Annotated in this window: 15 protein-coding genes and 3 pseudogenes; 8 read left to right on the top strand and 10 right to left on the bottom strand. The window is 62.3% G+C overall.

The features are described 5' to 3' along the window. Nucleotides 1-940: 940 nt before the first annotated feature. Nucleotides 941-1,201 carry a hypothetical protein gene (locus tag OG300_RS42235; protein ID WP_331722906.1) on the top strand — a complete coding sequence of 87 codons (261 nt, stop codon included), beginning with the start codon at nt 941-943 and terminating at the stop codon, nt 1,199-1,201. Nucleotides 1,202-1,510: 309 nt separating this feature from the next. Here OG300_RS42235 and OG300_RS42230 read toward each other — a convergent pair whose 3' ends face one another. Beyond that, a complete protein-coding gene (locus OG300_RS42230) occupies nt 1,511-2,092 on the bottom strand; it encodes a dihydrofolate reductase family protein (RefSeq protein ID WP_331722905.1) in 582 nt (193 codons plus the stop codon). 73 nt (nt 2,093-2,165) lie between these two features. After that, the gene (locus OG300_RS42225) at nt 2,166-2,912 is read right to left on the bottom strand and encodes an SDR family oxidoreductase (RefSeq protein ID WP_331722904.1); all 747 of its coding nucleotides are present in this window, start codon (nt 2,910-2,912) and stop codon (nt 2,166-2,168) included. Nucleotides 2,913-3,109: 197 nt separating this feature from the next. Between OG300_RS42225 and OG300_RS42220 the strand changes: the two genes are divergently transcribed. Beyond that, entirely contained in the window at nt 3,110-4,123 is a 1,014-nt protein-coding gene (locus OG300_RS42220; protein ID WP_405498892.1) for an RNA polymerase subunit sigma-70, read from the top strand. Further along, on the top strand, nt 4,120-4,410 hold the full coding sequence (locus OG300_RS42215; RefSeq protein WP_331722902.1) for a hypothetical protein: 291 nt from the start codon (nt 4,120-4,122) through the stop codon (nt 4,408-4,410). Before OG300_RS42220 ends, OG300_RS42215 begins: the two co-directional genes overlap by 4 nt. 51 nt (nt 4,411-4,461) lie before the next feature. Here OG300_RS42215 and OG300_RS42210 read toward each other — a convergent pair whose 3' ends face one another. Together OG300_RS42210 and OG300_RS42205 are read right to left on the bottom strand one after the other, a co-directional pair. Continuing rightward, nucleotides 4,462-4,677, bottom strand: coding sequence for a hypothetical protein (locus tag OG300_RS42210; protein WP_331722901.1), 216 nt, complete (start codon nt 4,675-4,677; stop codon nt 4,462-4,464). A 541-nt stretch (nt 4,678-5,218) separates the two neighbouring features. Further along, nucleotides 5,219-5,356, bottom strand: coding sequence for a hypothetical protein (locus OG300_RS42205; protein ID WP_405498891.1), 138 nt, complete (start codon nt 5,354-5,356; stop codon nt 5,219-5,221). Nucleotides 5,357-5,899: 543 nt separating this feature from the next. Between OG300_RS42205 and OG300_RS42200 the strand changes: the two genes are divergently transcribed. Beyond that, the gene (locus OG300_RS42200) at nt 5,900-7,024 is read left to right on the top strand and encodes a ThiF family adenylyltransferase (protein ID WP_331722899.1); all 1,125 of its coding nucleotides are present in this window, start codon (nt 5,900-5,902) and stop codon (nt 7,022-7,024) included. Further along, complete coding sequence (locus OG300_RS42195) at nt 6,997-8,262, top strand: site-2 protease family protein (protein ID WP_405498890.1); 1,266 nt, start codon at nt 6,997-6,999, stop codon at nt 8,260-8,262. Before OG300_RS42200 ends, OG300_RS42195 begins: the two co-directional genes overlap by 28 nt. Nucleotides 8,263-8,278: 16 nt before the next feature. Here the strand turns inward: OG300_RS42195 and OG300_RS42190 are convergent. Beyond that, nucleotides 8,279-8,447 (bottom strand): annotated as a pseudogene (locus OG300_RS42190) (glutamate--tRNA ligase family protein); the annotation flags it as partial. A 617-nt stretch (nt 8,448-9,064) separates the two neighbouring features. Here OG300_RS42190 and OG300_RS42185 point away from each other — a divergent pair. From OG300_RS42185 to OG300_RS42175, 3 genes and pseudogenes are all read left to right on the top strand, one after another. Then, nucleotides 9,065-9,241: pseudogene (locus OG300_RS42185) on the top strand (IS3 family transposase); the annotation flags it as partial. 169 nt (nt 9,242-9,410) lie between these two features. Then, nucleotides 9,411-9,908, top strand: coding sequence for a hypothetical protein (locus OG300_RS42180; protein WP_331722896.1), 498 nt, complete (start codon nt 9,411-9,413; stop codon nt 9,906-9,908). Nucleotides 9,909-10,131: 223 nt separating this feature from the next. Continuing rightward, nucleotides 10,132-10,257 (top strand): hypothetical protein, encoded by a 126-nt coding sequence (locus OG300_RS42175; RefSeq protein WP_331722895.1) that lies wholly within the window; start codon nt 10,132-10,134, stop codon nt 10,255-10,257. A 318-nt stretch (nt 10,258-10,575) separates the two neighbouring features. Here OG300_RS42175 and OG300_RS42170 read toward each other — a convergent pair whose 3' ends face one another. From OG300_RS42170 to OG300_RS42150, 5 genes and pseudogenes are all read right to left on the bottom strand, one after another. Then, entirely contained in the window at nt 10,576-11,223 is a 648-nt protein-coding gene (locus tag OG300_RS42170; protein WP_331722893.1) for an NAD(P)-binding domain-containing protein, read from the bottom strand. Nucleotides 11,224-11,274: 51 nt separating this feature from the next. Next, nucleotides 11,275-11,619, bottom strand: a complete 345-nt coding sequence (locus tag OG300_RS42165) for a winged helix-turn-helix transcriptional regulator (protein WP_405498889.1) — start codon at nt 11,617-11,619, stop codon at nt 11,275-11,277. Between the two features lie 580 nt (nt 11,620-12,199). Further along, nucleotides 12,200-13,192, bottom strand: coding sequence for a helix-turn-helix domain-containing protein (locus OG300_RS42160; protein WP_331722891.1), 993 nt, complete (start codon nt 13,190-13,192; stop codon nt 12,200-12,202). A 120-nt stretch (nt 13,193-13,312) separates the two neighbouring features. After that, a pseudogene (locus OG300_RS42155) lies at nt 13,313-13,507 on the bottom strand (transposase); the annotation flags it as partial. 274 nt (nt 13,508-13,781) lie between these two features. Further along, the gene (locus OG300_RS42150) at nt 13,782-20,930 is read right to left on the bottom strand and encodes an alanine racemase (protein ID WP_331722890.1); all 7,149 of its coding nucleotides are present in this window, start codon (nt 20,928-20,930) and stop codon (nt 13,782-13,784) included. Between the last annotated feature and the right edge of the window lies 1 nt (nt 20,931).

Raw genomic sequence — 20,931 nt, 5'->3', positions numbered from 1 at the left:
CATGAAGGATCTGGACGGCGGCTGACCGCCACCGTTCCCCCGGCCACCGCCGTCGGCCGAGGTGGCGAGGTCCGGGCGCGACGCCGGATCTTCGTCGCTCCCTCTGGCCTCGCGCCCGTCCTCGGATGTGCGTTCGCTGTTCGTGGCCTCTTCTCTCGAACGGTCGTGCGCCGCGTGGAGCGGTTCGGTCGAGGGGCTCGACTTCTGAGAATTAGATGTCTGTGGCTGGTGGCCGTCGGTAGGCGATTCGATTTCCGATGGAGAATTCCGTTGGCTGCCGGGTTCTTGGGGGGCAATCGCTCTTGCCCGTTGTGCGTTGTTCGTTGCGGTCGCCGCGACAGACGACGCCACCGCCTGAATATCGCCTCCAGTCCTGCGGACCGGGTCGGCGCCGATATCCGTCGTGGCCGAGGGGCGAGGGGCGGAGTGTGAATAACTCGGAGTTGTCAGATAGTCGGATCTGGGTAATTCCGATGAATCTCGTTGTTGTCGGCAGTCCACGGCGTCCGATTTGTGCTGGGAAAGCGATTCCAGGTCGGTTTCGTATCCCGTATGTCCGGTGTGGCACTGTCGCTGCACAGCGGGGTGGTCTCAGGGGGCGCCGCGTCTGGACGCTCGATTTGTGTGTCTTCCTCGCCTACATCGTGCGCCCCGCTCTTCCGGGCCAGGGCCGGGCAGGTCGTCAACGTGACCGCCCGGGCTCCACAGGGATTTGACGCGCGCAACGTCCGGGCGATTGTCGGCGAGGTCAGCCTTCCACGCGACGAGGATGCTCGGCGTATTCACCTCGTGGTCGAGCGCCTCCACGGCGCTGCCCACGTCGTAGTTGATTCGGACAGCCTCAGCGGGATCTTGTTGAAGCGGTGTGAGGTCGGCCGCAGGGCGGCGGTCTCGATCGGGCTCGGGAGTTCTGTCCGATGGTTTGCGAGGGGCGGCAGAGGTGGGTGACAAGCTGATGGCGACCTCGGTCTCCGGCTCCATCGGAGCTGGGCTTCCTGCAGTGGAACTGGTCGAATGGCTGTGCTCGTCGTCTGTCCCGACGTTTCTTGGTGTGTTCCGGCTGGTGAGGATGAAGCTCTCCGGCACCGGCGTGGTTACGGGGCCCAAGCGAGCGCTGATATTCATCAGCGTCGGGTGCGGAATACAGCACCACACTGCAAGGTTGTTGGTTGTTGCTTGGCACATTTTGCTGATGCAGTGAGCCCGTGGAGTCGAGGATTTCGATAGTGGCAGAATTTTGTGTGGATCTATCCCGATGATGACGCTCACCATCCCTCCCAGGTCGGCGGTGGGTATCCGTGCGGGAAGGCACCGCTGGCTCGAGCTGGGGCAGAACCCCTTGCGAGCCCTCCCGGCACGGCACCCGGTGGGAGGCAAACCAATAGAGAGAGCACCGCACCGGGCAACTGGATCAAATCCTGGCCAGAATCCGATCCTGATACCAGTCTCTAACTAGCCGATGAGCGAACCTGGCTGCCTGTATCGACCACCGCTACGGGAGCGAACTTCGTCACTGCCCGATCCTGTACACCATGCTCAACCGGCCCTCCGGCAACTGCTCGACTTTGTGTAGCTGCATGGTGTGCCGCGCCGCCGACGAGAACAACGCCTTGCCGTCCCCGACGATCAGCGGATAGACGATGAGGTGCAGCTCGTCCACCAGACCAGCGTCGATGGCGGCGCCTGCGAGCGTCGGGCCGCCGACGAGGTAGATGTCCTTGCCCTGTTCTCGCTTCATCGCCGCTACCGTGTCCAGGTCCGGCAGGATCTCGGTGTTCGGCCACGTCACCGACTTCAGGGTGTTCGACACCACGTAGTGCGGAGTCTTCGACGCGAACTCGGACCACTCGACATCGGCCGCCGTCGGAACCCTCCCGGTGAACGGGTGAATCTCGCTCGGCGCGGACTCGACCTGTGACCAGTACTGCTCGTACAGCGGATAGAACTCTGCACCGAGTACACACGCGTCGATCTGCGTGGTCAGCCACGAACCGAAGTCCTCCGGCCAACTCACGACCCAGTCCGCGTAGCCTTCCGGCCCGCCATATTTCCCGTCAGCCGAGATCTTGAAAGCCGCGATCACCTTACGCATGGTTGTTGTCTCCTGTTCATGTAAGCGGCCCGGCACGGACCGCTGATATCCAATTTCTTGCTGTGGGTTGTCGTCAGGGCAATGGTGTGATGCCGTCGACGGTGAGCCGGAAACTGCCCGCCGCGTCCGCTTCCGGCCGTCCGGCCAGGTCCACCAAGGCTTGACCGAAGATGTCGGGGGTCAACGTCTCGCCCAACTGCTCGGTGAACTCCGCAACGCTGATGCCTTCCAGGCCCGCGTGCGCCTGTGCGCCGACCGCGCCCACGGCGGTCAGCGGGGTGAGTCTGGGGAGTACCGAGGTGAACGTGATCCCGAGCCCACGCAGGTCGGACTCGCTCTGGGCGTCGGCTGCCATGAAGCGTTGCATGGCTTTGGCTCCCGAATAGCCGCCTGCGCGGGGTGAACCGTTCAGCGAGGCACCGCTACTGATCACGATCACTCGACTGCCCGGCCGCATCGGTGCGTTCAACGCCGCGCTCAGCCACACATGGGTGAGTTTCACATCCGTTTCCCAGGTCGCGGAGAACTCGGTCCACTTCAGCTCGTTGATCGGCGCGATCGGTGGCGTGACGCCCGCGACCAGGACCAGCACATCAGGGTGCCGGTCGACGATGACCGCATCGGGCGAATGCGGGGCGGTCGCGTCCATCGCCAGCGGTCTGATGCGGTCGTGGCCTGCGGCCAAGTCCGCCAGGGCTCGCTGATCACGGGCGATCGCAACGACATTTGCTCCGCTGGCGGCGAAAGCTTCCGCGGCCCCGCGGCCCAAGCCGCGGCTGGCTCCGATGATCGCGACAGTTCGGTCACTCGATGGATCCATCGCAGAGTTCCTCTCAGTGTGGATTGGCGCCGGCAACGTACGGACGTATCGTGGTCCGTACCACGCTGGCAGTGGTGTCACTCATATGACGCCGACCGCGAACGCATTTCGTCGGAGCGAGCCGACTCGCTTCGGCAAGCACCCGACACTTGTCGGGAGGACCGACGAATCGTCGACAGAAACGACGTCACATGAATATGAGCGAGTTACTGGTCGAGAAGGCCCGGGCAGGATCGGAGCGGGCATTCGAGGAGCTGGTATCACCGCACCGACGCGAACTCCATGTGCACTGCTACCGCATGCTCGGTTCGGCCGAGGACGCCGAAGACGCTGTCCAGGAAACTCTTCTGCGTGCTTGGACGCGGGTGGGGCAATATGCGGGTACGAGCACGTTCCGTGCCTGGCTTTACGCGGTCGCGACCAACGTGTGTCTGGATGCGTTGCGTCGTCGCAAGCGCAGACCGTGGCCCACCGATATGTTCGAGGCAGCCGAAGCGGGGAGCCTGCCCGGTGCGCCCAGCGATATCCCCTGGCTGCAGCCCTACCCGGATTCCTTGCTGAGACAGGCCTGCTCGGCCGAGGACTCGGTCCTGGCCAGGGAGAGCATCCAGTTGGCGTTTCTCACCGCGATCCAACAACTTCCGCCCCGCCAGCGTGCCGTGCTGCTGTTGTGCGATGTCCTGTCCTGGCCGGCCAAGGAGGCAGCGACCGCCCTCGGCATGACCCCGACTGCCGTGTACTCGGCGCTTCGTCGCGCGCAAGCCACGTTGGCTGCGCGGACACCCGACCGCGCCGACGCACTCACGTCATCGACTGGCATCGACCGAATGATGTTGGACAAGCTGGTGCAGGCCTGGGAGAGCGCCGACATGGACGCGCTGACAAGCCTGCTCGCAGACGACGCCCGACTCGTCATGCCGCCCTACCGCACCTGGTTCCAAGGACCCGCCGCCATCGCCACGTTCCTGGCCAGCCCCATGCCCGACGACTCCTCGGCCCGAGCCAAGGTGGGCAGCCACATCCGACTCCTGCCGACAGCGGCAAACAACCAGCCTGCCTTCGGCTTATACCTGCAGTCAGCTGACCGCACCCACTACGAACCGTTCGGCATCGGTGTCCTCACCCTCGACACGCACGGCATACACGAGATCGCGGTCTTCATGCTGAACCCGGCACTGTTCGACCTGTTCGACCTCCCCGCAGCGGCATGACCAGTGAGCCGGACGGCCTGATCCTCCCCGACCGCCCGACCCCAGGAACCAACCGCACGCACGTCAGCCTCCCGGCCGGAACACCCGTCAGCTACGACCCCGCCGCCTGGGATCGAACCCTGGTCATGGTGCAGCAAGGGATCCTACGGCTGACCTGCAAATCCGGACGCGAAGCCGACTTCGGAGCCGGCACGATCATCCATCTCTCCGGACTCCCACTGGCCCACATCGGCGCTGCAGGCCACGACCCGGTGATCCTCCTGCTCCTCTCACCACGCCCGATCTGAACACTCGCCGGCGAAACCTGTCGCCTCGAGGACGCTGACCCGCCGAGGGCGCTAGCCCGTCGTCGAGGCCTTGAGGTAGTGGAGTCCGCGTTGCAGCAGGCGGATGTCCCAGAGGATGGGCGGCGTGCGCTCAGGGTCCATCACGTCGTTCTCCGCGAGCGGGCCGTCCTCGTCCTCGACGGTGTCCGGCTCGAAGCGGACGAGGCTGCGGCCGGGACTGCGGATGGGCTGACAGGCGGCGAGGAACGCGGCTGCTGGCAGACGCACACCGGCTCATCGGCGGGCAGCCGGAGGTCGACGGCGCCACCACCTGGGTGCAGGCAGGCGAGTGAGCCTACGACCGCCTCGAATTGCGGGGACTGGCAGGAGATCCAGCCGATCAGCGGCGAGTATCGCCGAGCAGACAGTGCCCCTTGGCGCAGTGCAGGAGTTGCGATTCAACCCAGCGGCCGTCGGCGGACTGCAACATGCGGTCGGAGTCGACGACCACGCCATCGACGACGTATATCGGCGGAACGTTCGATCGCTCATCTGGTGCGCGCCGGCCCGAGCCGTCTGGCGGACACCGTGGCGGGGATGGTTGACCAGCACACTCGCCCGTCGCCGGGGCTGGTGAGCGCGAGGCGACCTCGGCGGTAACCGCGGACGGGGACTCGGACGTCGTTGCCGACGGAGCGCAGGCGTCCGTAGCCTTGGCCGAGGCCGTCGTAGCGTAGGTCGCGGACGTCCATGCCGAGGTGGAGCTGGCGGATCCAGTGGTAACCGGTCGCACCAGGACCGTGCCTTTGCTGCGTAAGTGCGCGCAGGCCTACGACTTGGCGTCGCGGGATGGGGAGTTCACCCAGTACGTCGATGACCAGCAGCGGTCGAGGCGCTTCGGTTGCGGGACCATGTCGAAGCCGGACAGCAGTCCGACGTGCTCGCCACCGTGCACCGCGGTCGCCACCGCCGGCACCGGTCGCTACCCGGATCGAAATATCGGTCAAGATGACTTGCTGCGGCCTTCGAGCATAGCTCGCTCGGCACCGTCCGCGCCGTCGCCGGTAGAGCGCACGGTAGTCACGTGCATTGCCTGCGCGCACACGAATTTATTCCGCACGCCAGCACCACAGCGAAAATAAATTTGTCAGCGAACAGTTCAAGCACAAAGTCCTATTCCCATGGATGGAAAATGTGAAATATTCGATCATGTTACCATAAATTGCGTACTCGAAGCAGACCCAGGTGACGGTCGGCAGGTCGCCATCTGACGGTCGGCAGGTCGCCATCTGACGTAAAGGAGTTCAGCCATGAAGAAGGTCAGCAAGCCAGCTCAGCCTCGTAACGATCAGCCCCCTGTTGTGATTTCTATTCGACGCCTCGACAAGAAGGAAACCACCGGTCTGCCGTGCAGTGGTAACGGTGCCTCATAACCGATTGAATTGAACGAATGATGCGCCTTCGCTTCATGAATTCGACGCGGAGGCGCATCGCTTGGGGGTAACGTGAAATGAATAGACCGATCCGCGTCTTAGATATGATCGCTCCGCGGATAAAACCTGAGCTGAGTCCGTATGTGACCGCTGATGGCGCCGTGCGGATCGGGGCCACTGTCTTCGGGCTCGGAATTGAAATCGCAGATCCAGGCGGCAAGATTAAAGCTACTATTGCCGCCCTGGATGGCACGCGGTCACCAGCTGAAATATTAGGTCTAGAGCTCGTGAACGCATCCAGTCGAGAAATAGCTGCAATAATGCAACAATTGCTTGATGCAGGTGTTCTGGAAGACAGCTCTGCACCCATCCCGGGAGAAGTAACCGATCGAGATCGTGAACGTTACGCTCGAGGTGTCCCTCTCTTTCGCTGGCTTGACCAGCAGCCACGTCGCAGCTCCTGGGATATTCAGGCGATACTGCGGCGGTCGAGAGTTCTCCTGATCGGGGTGGGCGGAGTGGGCGGAACTGTCGCACAGGGACTCGTTGCCTCGGGGGTCGGGCTTCTTCGGCTTGTGGATCATGATCTCGTCGAGCTTTCAAATTTGAATAGGCAGACTCTATATCGAGAGAAGGATATCGGGAGGTTGAAGGTCGATGCTGCAATCGAACACCTGGGCGATATAAATTCTGACGTGGAAATCTCTGGAGATCGGCTTTCGATATCGAGCGAAGCAGATCTGAGCGATATTTTTGAGCCGGGTTATGATCTTGTGTTACTCTGCGCTGACGAACCGCACGAAATTCGTCGATGGGCTAACCGTGCGTGTCACCGGGCCGGTGTGGCCTGGATTGTCGGCGGCTATTATGGCCCGATTGTCTCTGTCGGCATGCACCGGAGAGGAGCCGGAGCATGCTGGGAGTGTCTACACGATCAAGCGATCGAAGCCCCCGAAATGAGATTTCCACCTGGGTTCTCGCATGATGACCTTGATCCTCAGTTTGATTGGCATCCCGCTAACGCCGTATCGGCCGGAATCACGGGCATGTTCATGGCATATTTTGCGCTCGCGGCCCTCACAGGCGCACCTCCGGTCTCACCGGGCTTCTGGCACGAGGTGAACCTCGCGCATTCTGGTGAGTCGAGCGTTATTCGTTTCGATGCTCGCGATGGGTGCGAGACCTGTGGTACGCAATTTTGATTGATCCTACAGTGATCGTTCCCACGAGCCGAATTTTGCTGCATAATATTGCGATTCGGCAGGATCGAGATGAATGGATCGTGGGTAGATTGGAGACGCGGCAGTTCGTCGCGTTGCCGCGGGAGGGAATGGCTGTGCTTGAATTGCTCCGCGGCGAACTGACGATAGGGGAGGCCACGACACGGGCAGCTGAATCCGAGAACTACCCGGTTGACGTTCTCTCCTTCGCCCGCGACCTTGTTACGTTCGGGTTCGTCGCCGCCGTTGATGGCTGCTCCATTGAGACTGAACCGGCGCCTCCGATGTCGTTCCCACGTATCCGTCCAGGCCAAGCGCGTTTCGTCCTGAGCCCGGCTGTTCCGATTCTGTTTTGTGGCCTGATGCTGGCGGCGAGCGCAGTACTTGCGCTCCGGCGCGACCTGCGCCCCAGCTTTCATGAACTGTTGTGGAGCCAAAGCGGAAGCGCAGTCTTGGCCCTGGGTACGGGCGCAGGATGGGCGCTGGTGTATGTTCACGAGCTCGCTCATTTTATCGTTGCGCGAGCGGCAGGTGTGCACGCTCGGATTCAGCTGGGTACCCGGCTGCAATTCCTGGTCGCCGAGACGGATATTACTGGCATAGAGATCGCTTCTCGAAGGCAACGGCTGACTGCATACCTCGCTGGAATCGCGACGAATTTGTCTGTTGCAGCGGTTGCGGTTTTCGTTCAGGCAATGACGAGCGATGCAGGCATCGTGCATCGGGCCACGGCCGCCACGATGGTTATTGCACTCATGTCGTTGCCATTCGAGTTTATGATCTTCATGCGAACAGATATATATTTTGTCTTGCAGGACATTACGGGTTGCCGGAACCTTTTCGGCGACGGCACCGCCTATCTCCGCTATATAGGAAGTCGAATACGACAAATATTCGTCAAGTCGAGCGCTCAATGCGTTGACCCGAGTCTCTCCTTGCGGTCGCATGAACGTCGAGCGGTACGCATTTACAGTGCAGTTCTGATTGCCGGGACAATTTTGTTCCTCACGACCACGGCCATATTCACCTTTCCCGTCGATATAACGCTGATCTCGCGCGCCGTTACGAGATTGGGTGTACAGCGATCTTTACTTAATGGACTCGATAGCGTCGTTGTCTTAATGGTCCTTGGAAGTGCGCACGTATTGTGGGCTCGGGTATGGTGGCGGCGGCGGCGTCACGAAGCGGCTGCAGGAGTGGCTCGTTGTCGAACAGAGTGACTATCGAATATGCCCTCTGAAATCCGGCCTCGGAGATGCCGATCGACGCCAACGCGGTGATGATGCCCTGCACCCATTCGGGCTTGGTCGGTGTTCTCGATGCGTAGCACCAACCGGCCGCCCTCGGCCTGACGGGCGACAGCCCAGTTGAACAATGCCGAATGGGCGTCGCCGACTTGGAACATCCCTGTCGGCGACGGAGCGAAACGAACTTTAGTCGTAGTCACCCGTTGCAGGGATGGGGCAGGAGATCCAGCCGACGAATCGGCGAGTATCACCGAACAGGTAGTGGCCGTTGGCGCAATGGCCGCGCGCCCGCCCCGCGGCGTAACCGGTTTCTGGACAGCCGGACAAATGGCCCCGCCGGACTTAGACCGAGTCGAGTTCCTCGGCGTCTGCCACACCGTTGCGCGGCTGACCGGCGGCAAAGTCGTCGGTTACACGCCCGCTAGCCCGGCTTGCAGCTTTGTCGCGGTGTCGTTCGTCTACCCGGATCGCTCACGGGCCGATCACTGAACCGACGAGCCCCGACCACGAGGCCGCCCCTGTCTTCGTGGACGACCCTCAACTCGCCGGAACGATCAGCCGTATCTCCCGGTACCGCGCGTTGATTCCAACCGAGATGGCGACACCGTTGGCCGAGTGCGACCTCACGGGGCTGGGCGATGTGGAACTCGCGCAGATCTGCTTCTGGAAACCCGAGACGCTCGGCGACCTGCTGTTCAATCGCTGGGATTAAGCAGCTTTCTGAATCGCCCCAGGTTTGGTGCTCACCTTCTTCTTTGGGAAGGATGGGCAGACTATGCCATCGACGTACCACGAAGCGACAAAGGCGAAGGCTGTGCGGTTGGTCGTCGACCACCGCGACGACTATGCCAGCGAGTGAGCCGCGATCAAGGCGGTCTCGGCCCGGTTGGGAATGACCGCGGAAACTCTGCGGAAGTGGATCCGCCAGGGCGCGATCGACGCGGGTGAGGCCGAGGTCGCAGATCCGGCCGAGGTGCCCCGCTCCATAGCTGACCGGGGTAGCGCCGAGTGAGCGCAGGAAACGACGGCCCAAGCGCCCGACGAGCTCACCGTGTGGTTCCAGCGGCTCCAATTCCCGTCGACCTCAGTCAGAGTCGGGGTCGACGTCACCATTCTCTACGATGCTGGCTGTGGACAGGACCTGCTGGCGCGATTCGATCACGTCGACGGCCGGGCTCTCCGATCCCCGAAAGGTGCTGACAGTCAAGCAAATAGGAGACAGCACGGCCGAGACCGCCAGCTCCAGCGCGAGCATCTCCCATGCCGAGAAGCTGACCCACCTCGATGACGACGCCGCCTCCGTTTTGCTGAAACCGATCGATCCATTCTTCAACGTGCAACTACGCCACTTCGGCAGCGCACTGTCGCGCCAATCCGATAGCGCCGCAGGAGCTCTTACCGACCCATATCTCGTGACCTTCTCCGGCGCGGTCGTGAACAACCAAAAGCACAGCTACCGGGAGGAACTCAGCCCCTACATCGGCTACCGCGCGTTCCGTTTCATCTTCCTCTCCCCGGTCGACACCGCCGCACGCGCCCTCACTCGCCAGACACTCGCCCGGCTCCGAAACATCAACGGCCGCAGCACTGTCTTCGTCAGTAACTTCCCGCTCACCTAAGGAACCGAGATGATCGAACGACCACTGGTCACGCACCTATCCGACACCGCTCGTCGGGTAGCCGCCTGCCGGGCCATCGAATCCGCCCGCCCGGACGCGCTTCCACGACCCACGTGGCCCACCGATTAGCGATGTGCGCGGCCGGGCCATCGCGGACCAAGCCGGGATGGCCATCGGCGACGATTGGTAGCTGGTTACCCGCACCAAACTGATCGAAGACGACGTGACCGCGGCCATCGACGCGGGTTTCGATCTCGTGCTCGACCTGACCGCGGGTTTCGATACACGCCTCTATGGAATGGGCCGGCCTCCCCGCCGACCTGGCTCGAAGCTGACCTACCCGCAGTGATCGCTGAGAAGAACACGCTCCCCGCCGACGACACACGACAGTGCGCACTGACCCGCACCGCCCTGGGTCTCACCGATCGCGACGCCGTATCCGCCTTGCTCGGCAGCGTCTTGGCCGGTCACCGCAAGGCTCTAGTCACCACCGAGGGACTCGTGGTGTACGCCACTGATACCGACGTCGCCGCGCTGTCGTCGACACTCCTGCGCCCCGAATTCTCTTGGTGGTGCCTCGGACTTCAGCGCCGCCGGAGTCGCCGAACTCGCGACCGCGGGCATCGACACGACCCCGCCTATTACGATCGCGCCGGGCCCGGCCTTGCTACCGCTGACGTTGCGATGTCGGCTGATCGTCCACCAGATTGAACACCGTGCGCGTGGGACGGCCACCGAACAACTGGGCGATAATCACGGCCGCGCTGGCCTCAAGATAATGCGCATGCCGCAGATCCCCGGTGCGTAGCGGAATCCCGCCGATGTCTTCGATAAGACCAGCAGCCACGGCCAAGGCATCCGGATTGTCGCCGCAGTAGGGCACCGTCAGCGGTCGGCCATCGAACGTCATCGCCGACATGCGCCATACGTCGGCGTGGCAGAGGTTGAATGCCTTAACGACGTGGCCGCCAGTCACTCCGGCGATCCGCTGCGCCATCGACACCCCTGGCGGGGTCGCCAGGGTGAATCCCTCGGTTTCCACCGGGTTGTTGCAGTCGATGACAGGTATACCCCTCAAGCCGTCACCAATACGATCCAAGGTGTAATCCATACCTTGGTACAGCACGGCAATCAGCGCGACCTCTGCGTGCCGCGCCGCCTCCGCGAAGCTTCCCGAACGTGCGTTCAGATGCTTCGCCAAACCCGCCGCCTTGTCGGGAGATCGTCCGGCAATCATGAGATCATGCCCGCGGGCGGTCCACTTGGCGCCGAGCGCCTCGGCCATTTCACCTGCTCCGAAAATCGAGATACGCATGGGATCGAGGCTAGGGGACCGTGGGACACCCCGCGGTTCCCTAGCGGCTTATCAGCATTCCTGCCCCGACACCAACTCTTCGGCGTGATCTTCCGCCCACCGTGCCAGCAGCGATACCGGTTCCAGCAGACTTTCTCCCAGTGAGGTCAGCGTATACTCCGTGCCTGGTGGCGCGGTGGCAAGAACTCTGCGCTCGATCAGCCCGGACGCCTCCAGCCTCCGCAGGGTCTGCGTCAGCATCTTTTTGCTGACGCCCCCGATCCGGTCATGCAGTTCGCTATAACGTTGCGGACCGTCGCCAAGTCCGAAAATGATAACGACAGACCAAGTATCGGCTACCAGGGCCAGCGTGGTGCGCGCCGGACAGTCGGCGAGGAAGACGTCGTTTTCGCTCACCGCATGGACCCGCTCATAACAGTCCAGCGTACGGGCTACGCCGTCGTAGCCTCCGGTGTGGCGGGGATCATGCGGTCGACTCGGCACAGCGCCATGGCGCCGACGCTGTCTGGCTGCTCGGCATGCCAGCGTTCTCGCCCGCCAATGTTCTCCACCGTCGCGCAGAAACCCCGCACACCTCGGCCCGGTGATCTCGGTGCGATTTCGGCCGACATCGAGGTTGTAGGTGGTCAACCGTGTTGTTGCGATGTGCGTTGATTCTGGTCACTGCTCGGAGGTCTGCGGCGGTACATCTTGGTCGAGTTCGAGTGACAGCTGGGCGACTACATGTAGGACCGCGGCGATGGAGTCGTGTTGGGTGGCCAGTTCCGATTCGAGAACGTCGCGTTCGGCGGTCAGCTGTCCACACTGCTGGGCGAGCGTTGGGGGAGTCGCCGGGACGCAGAAGAGTCCACGGGGGGGCTGGCCCCGAGAGTGCGGGGAGTAGCCGCGTCCCGCTCGCCGGGCTGTAGGGGCAGATCATGCCGCCCGAGGTGGGTGAGGGCTCAGGCATCGGAACTGTCACCGGTGCCGGATGGTGTCAGGATGTGCCTGTCGGCATCCAGGATGCCCTGGAGGCACGCACTTGGGCGATGCTTCTCCCGCGCCGGCGCTTAAACAGAGCACGTAATGTTCCGGCGTTGAGATAGCCGACCTTCATTGCGATCGCATCCACGGTCAAAGTCGTTGTCCGCAAGAGCCTCGTGGCTCGATCGAGCCGGATTTCGTCGACGAAGTCTCGGGGCGACATTCCCAACTCGGCCTGTGTGGCACGTTGCAGGCTTCGTGTGGTGGTGCCTAGCTCGCGTGCTACGTCAGTCATGGAGAACTGATCCGCCAGCCGATCACGCGCCCAGCGTTCGAAGGCAGCGACCAAGGAGTCGCCACGGGCGATGATTTCTGGAACCACACACTCGCCCTGGGTGACCCGGTCGCCCACCATCATGTATCGCGCGACCAACTCAGCAAGAGTCGGACTGACCCCCGCAACGTAGGACAACGCGAGATCCAGGTGTGCCAGGGCCGCGCCAGCAGTGGTGGCACCTGATGTCCGGCAAAGGGTCAGATTTTCGTGGACTTCGACGTTCGGGTATCGCCGACGGAAGACTGGACCGAGAAACCAGCTCGTCGTTGCTCGGTACCCGTCGAGCACACCCGCCTCCGCGAGAAAGAACGTCCCGGTACAGGCGGCCGCGAGCTGCGAGCCCTTCTCTTGCATTGTGGAGATGCGGTCCAGGACGTGCGAGCTCGCTGGCGAGGAAACAAGTTCGATCAATTGCCGGGCATCGAAAATCTCGACAGCGGGCACGATCATCAGGTCGATCGTGTCTTCGATGGCGTCCAGCGGAATCGTCGGGACGAGGTGGCCGTGGCCGGTACGGACACTCGTGCCGAGTGACACCGTCCGCACGCGCCACGGCTCCGGGGGGGCTTCCAGCCCAGGCAACAACCCGTTAGCCGTGCTGAAGGTTTCCAGCACCGCGGTGAAACCGAAGTCTGCGACTCCGTCGACGACGAAGACTGCGACATCCATGTCGCAAAGGGTATCAAAGATGGCTGCTGCGACATCAGGGGTTGAGACGTACCTGCGCCCATATCCGTGACCTCACCGAGCGTCTCATCGACGCCGGGAATGGTGCGACGGGGATCCCGACCGCAGCCGGGTGATCTCGACCCTGCCGCAGTTCAGGGCGTCGTACAACGCGCCGTGCCCACGCCGATGCTCGGGAACCAGCGACAACCCGGCCAGCGACGCCACCGGCCCGTCAGCACACAACACCGCGTCGACCAGCTCCAACAACGCATCCGCCCGTCTGGTCAAGCAGAAAAAGAAGTTCTCACGAAACATCCTCAACTCTTCGAGCGCACGCTCGGAGCCAGGATCATGCACACCGAAAATCGAAGTCCTTGGTTTGAGATTCGTTCTGTTGCAAAAGAATCATCAGCCAAGGACTTCGCCCGACGTGAGACCGACCGCCTGACACGTCAACCGATGTTAAATCTCAAGCTAAAGAGAAAAGTCCACCTTGCGAGCCTATGCAGAGCATGCCTGCACAAGATGATCCCTTGTCCGTGGTTCAAAGGAAGGTCCCCTGGCCGATCGGGGGTACGTAAGGGCTAGCTCAGGGCTTCAAGAGCCCGTCGTCTGAAGTCATCGGGTGACCGTGCGGTTGTGACCAGGGAGTAACCACATCGCGCGGCAGATCGGGGCTTGGTGTCGACTCGACAGTGGCTTGGGACCAGCCCTTCCGACGCTGCATGTCGGCTAAAGGCTCGTCGCCATCGTTGCCCTCATGACCACTGATCCGCGGGACCGTGCCGATCCCGGGGTAAATGCCGTCCCATTCCGTGCTCCATGGGCGCGGACCTCGATGGGCGGCGAGTGCATCTCCTCGAATCGGCTGTGGTTGCGTGAGCGGCCCCATCAGGCCGCCGCCGGAGTCTGGGGTAGTTCTGGTGTCCCGCTCTGACGAATGGTGCGTAGCGTCCTGGCCGGCCTTCTCTGCAGTCTGGCTACTGCTATTGGTGGAAGGAGGCGCGACGGGGAGACCCGCGGCGGCGTGAGGCAGCGGTTCTGCTCGGTTCGATCCAAAGCTGGGTTGCGAGGCAGTGAAGGCCTGATTCTGCTGGTGCGCTCGTGCGGCTGTCCATGGTGTGCCGGGGGTCGGGTGCTTACCGACGTTTGGCCTGTCGGCGGGGTTGGGGTTTTCGGCGGATGAGGCATCGAGGTCGGCTGGTGGCGGGTCATCGGAGATGGTGGCGTGAGAGACATCGCTGCCGAGGAAAATTCCCACACCTCCACCCGCGTTGGCGTAGTCACGCAGGGTGTGTGGGCCGACCAGGATGACCTCGTCGCCTGTCTTCACGGTGGTATTCGTGCCGAGGTCGACCAGCAGAGAGTGTCGTTCAGGTTGTCCGACGACGGGGTATTTCCGTCCACCGATTTCGACCTCAAGTCCTCGGGGTGTCCCGAGAATGCTCACGTCGGCATAACCGGCTGGGACGGCAGCCAGCCGAGCCGGGGCTCCGTCGGTGTTGGATCCGAGGAACACATGGGCGACATCGCTGGTGACCTTCAATGGCCATTTCAGACCGGTGGTCTCGGCAAAATCGGAATCGTTGCCGTAGGCCCCGGTGCCGAGGCGCACCATGTTGGTGCTCAGCAGATATTCGACCGGGAGGTGCACCACGTGAGAGGCCCACAGGTGTCGGAGCTGAGGCTCGATACCGTTTTCCCGCAACAGCGTGTCGAGCTCTGTCCAACGCCCGAACGCGCGTTCCCATGTGCTGTGGCCATGGTCCGTATGAGCCATATGCCCTTCGACAACGATTAGTCCGTCGGCGACAAGGGAATGTAATGTCGGGATGATCCTCTCCAACTGTGGCAGGTCGAAGCCTTCACGGTTGAGACCAACATTGCTGAACAGATGCACCCGCACGGGCAATCCGGTGGTCATCGCCGCCTCGACCTGGGCTTCCAAGGTCGCCTCGGACGGTGTAGCTACCTGAACGTCGGCCCGGATCGCCGAAACGAAGGGCGATCGGGGGTTAGTACCCCATGCCAGGGCGGGCATTGTGTTGCCCTCGGCGCGTAGTTGGAGTAATTCCTCGATATGGACCGCGCCGACCATGTATGCCCCCGATCTCGCTGCCGCTTGCGCCATCAAATTTGCATTGTTGCCGTATCCGTCTGCTTTTGTCACGAGCAGGATTTTGGGCATAGGCGCTCCGGCGAGCTTGGGCAGCATCGTCTGCCGAAAGGCGTCGATATTTTGCCGCGGCGCGTCAATGTCAGTCGTTGCGCGGACCATCGTCAAGGTCGGCGTCACAGCAGTGCGTGGATAGATCGGTGGAGCCTGCAATCCGGACCCGTCGTGGAAAACCACGCGAGTTCGACCGTGTGGGGCGGTCAATAGCAGATCCACCGGGACGTTCAACTCGCTGGACCACTGCTCGTAGGTCATTTCGCCGTCGGTGCCAGGTCCTGCGATTAGGGCCATGTCGCCCTCTGCGATCTCGGCATCTGGCGGGGCCTCGACGGCCAGGAGGTCCATGTTGATCTCGACGATCGGTGGGCATTCGTGTCCGTTGATCATCAGTCGTAGATCCGCGGTCGACTCGTGACTACCAATAGTGTCGGGGGAGCCGTCCCCGTACCCGATTCCGGTCCAGATCACCCGCGTGTCCCGATCGAGCGGGAGACCGCCGTATCCGATCCCTTCCCCAGCGCACACGGTGCGCGTCGCGACTACGCGAGCCGACGAGGTGATCGCGCACTCCAGGTCCAGACCTGGCGCTCCGATTCCGTAGAGGGGGGCATCGACCAGCGCCAGGGTGCCCCCGCCCAATTCTTGCCGCCGAATCATGGCTGAACCTGCGATATAGTACCGCATTTGCTCTGGGTAGACGCCGATACTTCGGGACCTTTCCATCATTTCCCCGAATCTATATGCCTGAAGTTCGGTTAGAGGATGCCAGGGATCACTTCCATGGGACAGCACGGTGAACATCGAGTAGTAAATGATTCGGCCGTCCATTTGTAGATTTTCAAGTTTCTCCAGCAGTTTCGGCAGCTCGTCCAGAGTGAATCCCCCTGTATTTCCTCCCGTCTCCACTTGCACGAGAACCTTCAAAGGGGGTGCAGATTCTCTGCCAGGTGCCGCAGTATCACCGGCTTCGAGCAACCGAAGTTGATCGTACGATGAAAACCCTATGCCGATTCCCTTTTCTCGCGCCTGTTCGATAACGTCGCGGTTGGGTGCGAGACGGGTGGAGATGAAATCGGCAGATAGACCGGCGGCGACCGCTTGGAGCACGGTCGGGAACGTTCCGTGCAGAATTTTCACCCCGCCATGTATCATCGCTTGGGCCGACTCGATAGGGGCCAGTGTTTCCCAGAGGTCTCCTATCAGTCCCGCGGGCCTGCGCCGCGCGAGTTGGGATGCATTGGTTGTGATTGCTTGCGTCCGAATGCTCACGATCGAATTCATTTGGTTCAAGTTCTCGACAGCGAGGGCAGTGCGATTATCTGTCGATTCCCGTATCGAGGCATGGAATCGTTCGGCCACGACTGGTGAATAATCTCGAAGCTCGGCGATATGCGCCTCGAAATTGGGGTGCCCTGGCCGCAGTTCGTTGTGACTGGCGAGTGCCACCAACCTGCGACGTAATTCCTGCATTTCCTCGACCAAAGCGGCCGCGGTGGTGAGGTCCATTTTCCCGGTCAATAGCCGAATCCGCCTGTGCGTGGCAACACGTTCATCGTCGGGCGCTATCAATTTCCCCAACGCCGACGTGATGACCTCGGAAACCCTCGAAGGATTCAGCGACGATGCCAGCGCGATCTCGGCGTTGTCCCCGGATATCGTGACTTTGGCACCTACATTCGCTGGTAAAGGGCCCTGGTAGACCTCACGGCGGCCCCAGCTCTGGATCGCGGAATCCCTTCCCGCTTTCTCCCCTTCCATCACCTTCACGCGCGGTGACCACCAGGAGACCTGGACACGCTTCGCGCCGTTCGCACCGTGCAGCACGAAGTCGGGGCCGAGCAAGGTCACCTCACTGTCTTCGATCAGTGCGCGATCGTCGATGATGAGCTGGTGAAGCTCAGCCGATGTGCGATCGGACCGGTCAGCTTTGGGGCTTCCATCCTCGAGGTCGTACACAAACTTGGCGGATTGAAGGTTCCGTTGCTCTCGTGGGGAGGGCGTGTCGTCGAGGTTGAATCGAAACTGCCAGTGAACTGCTCGCTCGGCAGCCATCGGCGACAGGCCTGCCAAGGTCGTCATCCAGTCTTGGCCGATCGCTCTCCTGTCGAGGTCTGCGCACAGATCGGCGAAATCCCCACGGAGCAAGCCAAATTCAGTCGATGACGAATCCCCAGCTGCCTGATCCAGCTTGTGCACCAGTAAGCGCAACCGCGCGATGCGCCCGGCAACGTCGGAGCTGATCCATCTCGTGCTATCGCTCAGCAGCCCGCGTCGAACTGGGTCTGTGTCATGTACATGCCGGATCTGCTCCACCAGGTCGGCAGCCACGAGGGACACCTCGCGGGCCGGATTCAGGGGCGAAAGAAGTCCGACATATCTGTCTGGCCCGTTGTAGCCGGGAGGGCGGGGAAGCAAGGTGTAGACGGCAGGCCGGGCGATCGGAGTGGGGTGTAACCACAGGGTCACCTCGATCGGTTCGCCCTCAAGATCGGAAACCAGGAACTCGCCCACGTCACGGCCGGCAAAGGCTGCGCTGCCAGCGATTGCCTCTCTGTCGTTGTCGATCAGCTCGAGAAACTCGGCTACGTGAAGCATTTGCGAACGGTCTAGCGGCTGGCCGCGGACCAGTTCGACCCTTCGATGTCCCGAGAATCTGTCGCCCGGAGACGCTCGTATCGTCGTAATCGCCTTCTGTACGACTGGCGGTACGGTTTTGGCCCGCGCCGCGATCCAGCCGTCACGGACCGTACGGAGTTCGGCGATCAAGACGAGAAGGCGATCAGCAAGCGGGGAGCCGGGATCCCATTCCCGTACCAGTTTCCACCATGCCTCGGCGTGCGATCCGGTGAGGTCCAGACCGATGGTTTCGCGGGCGTTCTCGAGCGACTTGCGCAGATGAGCGCTCAGCGTGCCGGGTGCTTGATCCGATTTGGCTACCAAGTAGCGCAGTTCTGCCAGATGGGACATCAATTTGATCGACATCTGCGGTGTGTCGGTGCTGCCGGGCTTCGGCGGCGAGGTGTAGAGCTCGAGGGTGTAATACTGTGCTGTGGCCCTCACCCCTTCCAACGCGCGCGCGATTGCGCTTCCTGCATCCAGTCTCGACATCTCTTGAGACACGCTGAGGATATGCGTAGGCGGTGTGTTCGACCACTCGTCTCGTGTGATGTGCAGTTTTGGCTTGTTGGGGTCGCTGTGTGTTCGAATCTCGACCGTCTCCACTTGTAGGAGACCGTCAATTCGTACTGTCCGGTCGCCATCCCATCTCAGATGCGATCCGAGCAACGTTCGGTCGGAGCTGAGCAGGTCGGGCAAAGTCCACTGCGAGGCATCGCGGTGCGGTTCGGTCTCGCTCTCGCTGAGGACATGGAGAGTGTCTATTTCTGGCTCGGATGCTTGTGGAGTTACCGGTGATGGCCGTTCACGATGTTCAGTCGCGGGGTCGCTGGCCGGCGGCTCGGGCGCGCTGCCTCGGTGGTCGTGATTTCGACCGTCGAATCGCGTGATCGTCCCGATTCCCGGGTAGGTGCCGTCCCATTCGGTACTCCAGGGAGGTGGGCCAGGCTTCGTTGCGAGTCGATCGCCATAGTTCTGTTCTTCTGGCTCTTCCACGGTAGGCGGCAATTCCACAGGTGGCGAGCCCCTGCTGCTACCTTGATCACCGTCGGCCAAGTCACCTGAAGTTGGCGAATACGGGTGCAGCGGCGAGTTATCCTCGTTCGACTCGACTGCCAAAATTCCCTCAGTGGTTCTTTCCGCGTCGGCTGGGTGTCCCGAATCAAGCAGCGGATCCGAAGGCTCTGAGGCTGACAGGCTCGATGTTCCGGTCGGCGAGACCGGACACCCTTCGATTTCGCCCCTGTGATCAGGGTGGGTCGCCGTTACGAGACTGGTAGGTGTTTGCCGAGCACCACTTGAGTCGCCTAGGGGTGACCGGTAGAGGGGAGTGTGAAGTGGGGATAACGCGCTTGCGAGGTGGGCGCTCACCGGCTCGCCGGGCAACACCTCGTTGTTGCTGACACGTTCGGAGCGCTTCGTGGTTGCGGATCCGCTCTGGTCCGTGGCCGAGCGGGCAGAAGGATCGACGGGGCGCCCGTCGAGCCGCTGTGCCAACGCAGGGTGTTCCTGGATGTGCGAAGGGTGTTCAGGCTCCACATTCGATGCAGGGGAGGCGGATGTGTTCGGTAGCGCGGTCGCAGCGTGTACTGCTGAGATCCTGGTGGGTGCTGCGGGGGTTTGACGTGAAGGGTGCGGGCTGACCGCGGTTTGGTCGGCAGTGGATGTGTGTGGTGTGGCGGGGGCGGTGGTCAGGGCGAGGGGTTGTGTCGGGTGGGTGGAGGGGCGTTGACGCGGCGGCGATTTGGCAGTGGTCGGTGACGTGGTGGACAGGCCCAGGTCTGCCATGAGGTTGTCGTGGAGATCGCGCAGTGTCTGCACCGCTTGTTGCGGCGTGTAGGGTGCTGACCGGCCGGTGTTCCTGCCTTCGACCACTTCCCATGCCTGGGCGGCTTGTTCGGAATATGTCTGTAGTTCGGGTCGGTTCCGGTCGGGGTGGGCGAAGCGCATGATCCTGTAATAGATCTTCTTCGCTTCGGCTTTGGTTTCTTCCGAGATGACGGCGGGGATGTCGTCGGACGGATGGGCCGATGACGCGGCATCGCCGGCGGCGAAGGTCTGCGCACCTTCTGCCGTGGGGTGATCGTGGCGTCCGGCGAAGCCCAGCAGTGCTCCATTGAGCGCTCCGCCGAGCAATTGCGACCAGTCCCAATGGCGGGTCAGTGCGGCACCGGCACCGACCATGATGGCGCCTGAACCGAATCCCACGCCCAGCCGCCCCAGCGCCGAATATTGCAGCCCCGCTTTGAAATGGACGACCGTTCCGGTGACGAGGTGACCGACGAATGCTGACCCGGCACCTTGCAGGAAGTCCTTGGCGAGGTTCTTGGGCTCTACGCGGGTTCCGGACACAGCGTCGGCAGCGAGTGTGAACGCGGATTGTTCAGCGCCGATCCGCGCCGCCCCGACCACGCCGCGGCGCAGGAGCGAACCCAGAGATAGCTCCAAGCCCGTCATTTCGTGAATCGTCGCCGCGGCGGCGGCGTCGAACGCGGCCTTTTCCGCGATGACCGAGGGCAACGTCTCCTCGATTGCCGCCGCGCCGGCGACCGGATTCCCCACGCCCGCCAGAACGGTCCACTCCACCCGCAACGCCATCATGATCATCGCCAATTGGGAAGCCAGGGACTCCTCAGCGAATTCGAGTGTCGCACCGCCGATCTTGGGCGCGGCCTCAGCGACCGAGGCCGAAGCGACGGTTACCGAGTCCAGAAGTTGCGAGAGAGGCTGTTGCGCGGCACCCTGCAAGGCTTGCTGCGTGAGCGTCCACTCGCGTTGGGCGGCGGCGGTGAACTGCACGAGGTGAGTGCCGAGCTTGTCGACGACGGCACCGACCTCGCTCAACGCCCCCGGTCTCTGCTCCGGCAACCGGCCCGCCAGCAGCACCTCCTGCAGTGGAGTCGGAACCGAACCCACCAACTCCACGAGATGGTCATCGTTGAACACG

The sequence above is a fragment of the Nocardia sp. NBC_00511 genome (assembly GCF_045161165.1).
Taxonomy (GTDB): Bacteria; Actinomycetota; Actinomycetes; order Mycobacteriales; family Mycobacteriaceae; genus Nocardia.
The sequence above is the reverse complement of the archived record's forward strand: the minus strand, read 5'-3'. Positions and strand labels throughout refer to the sequence as shown.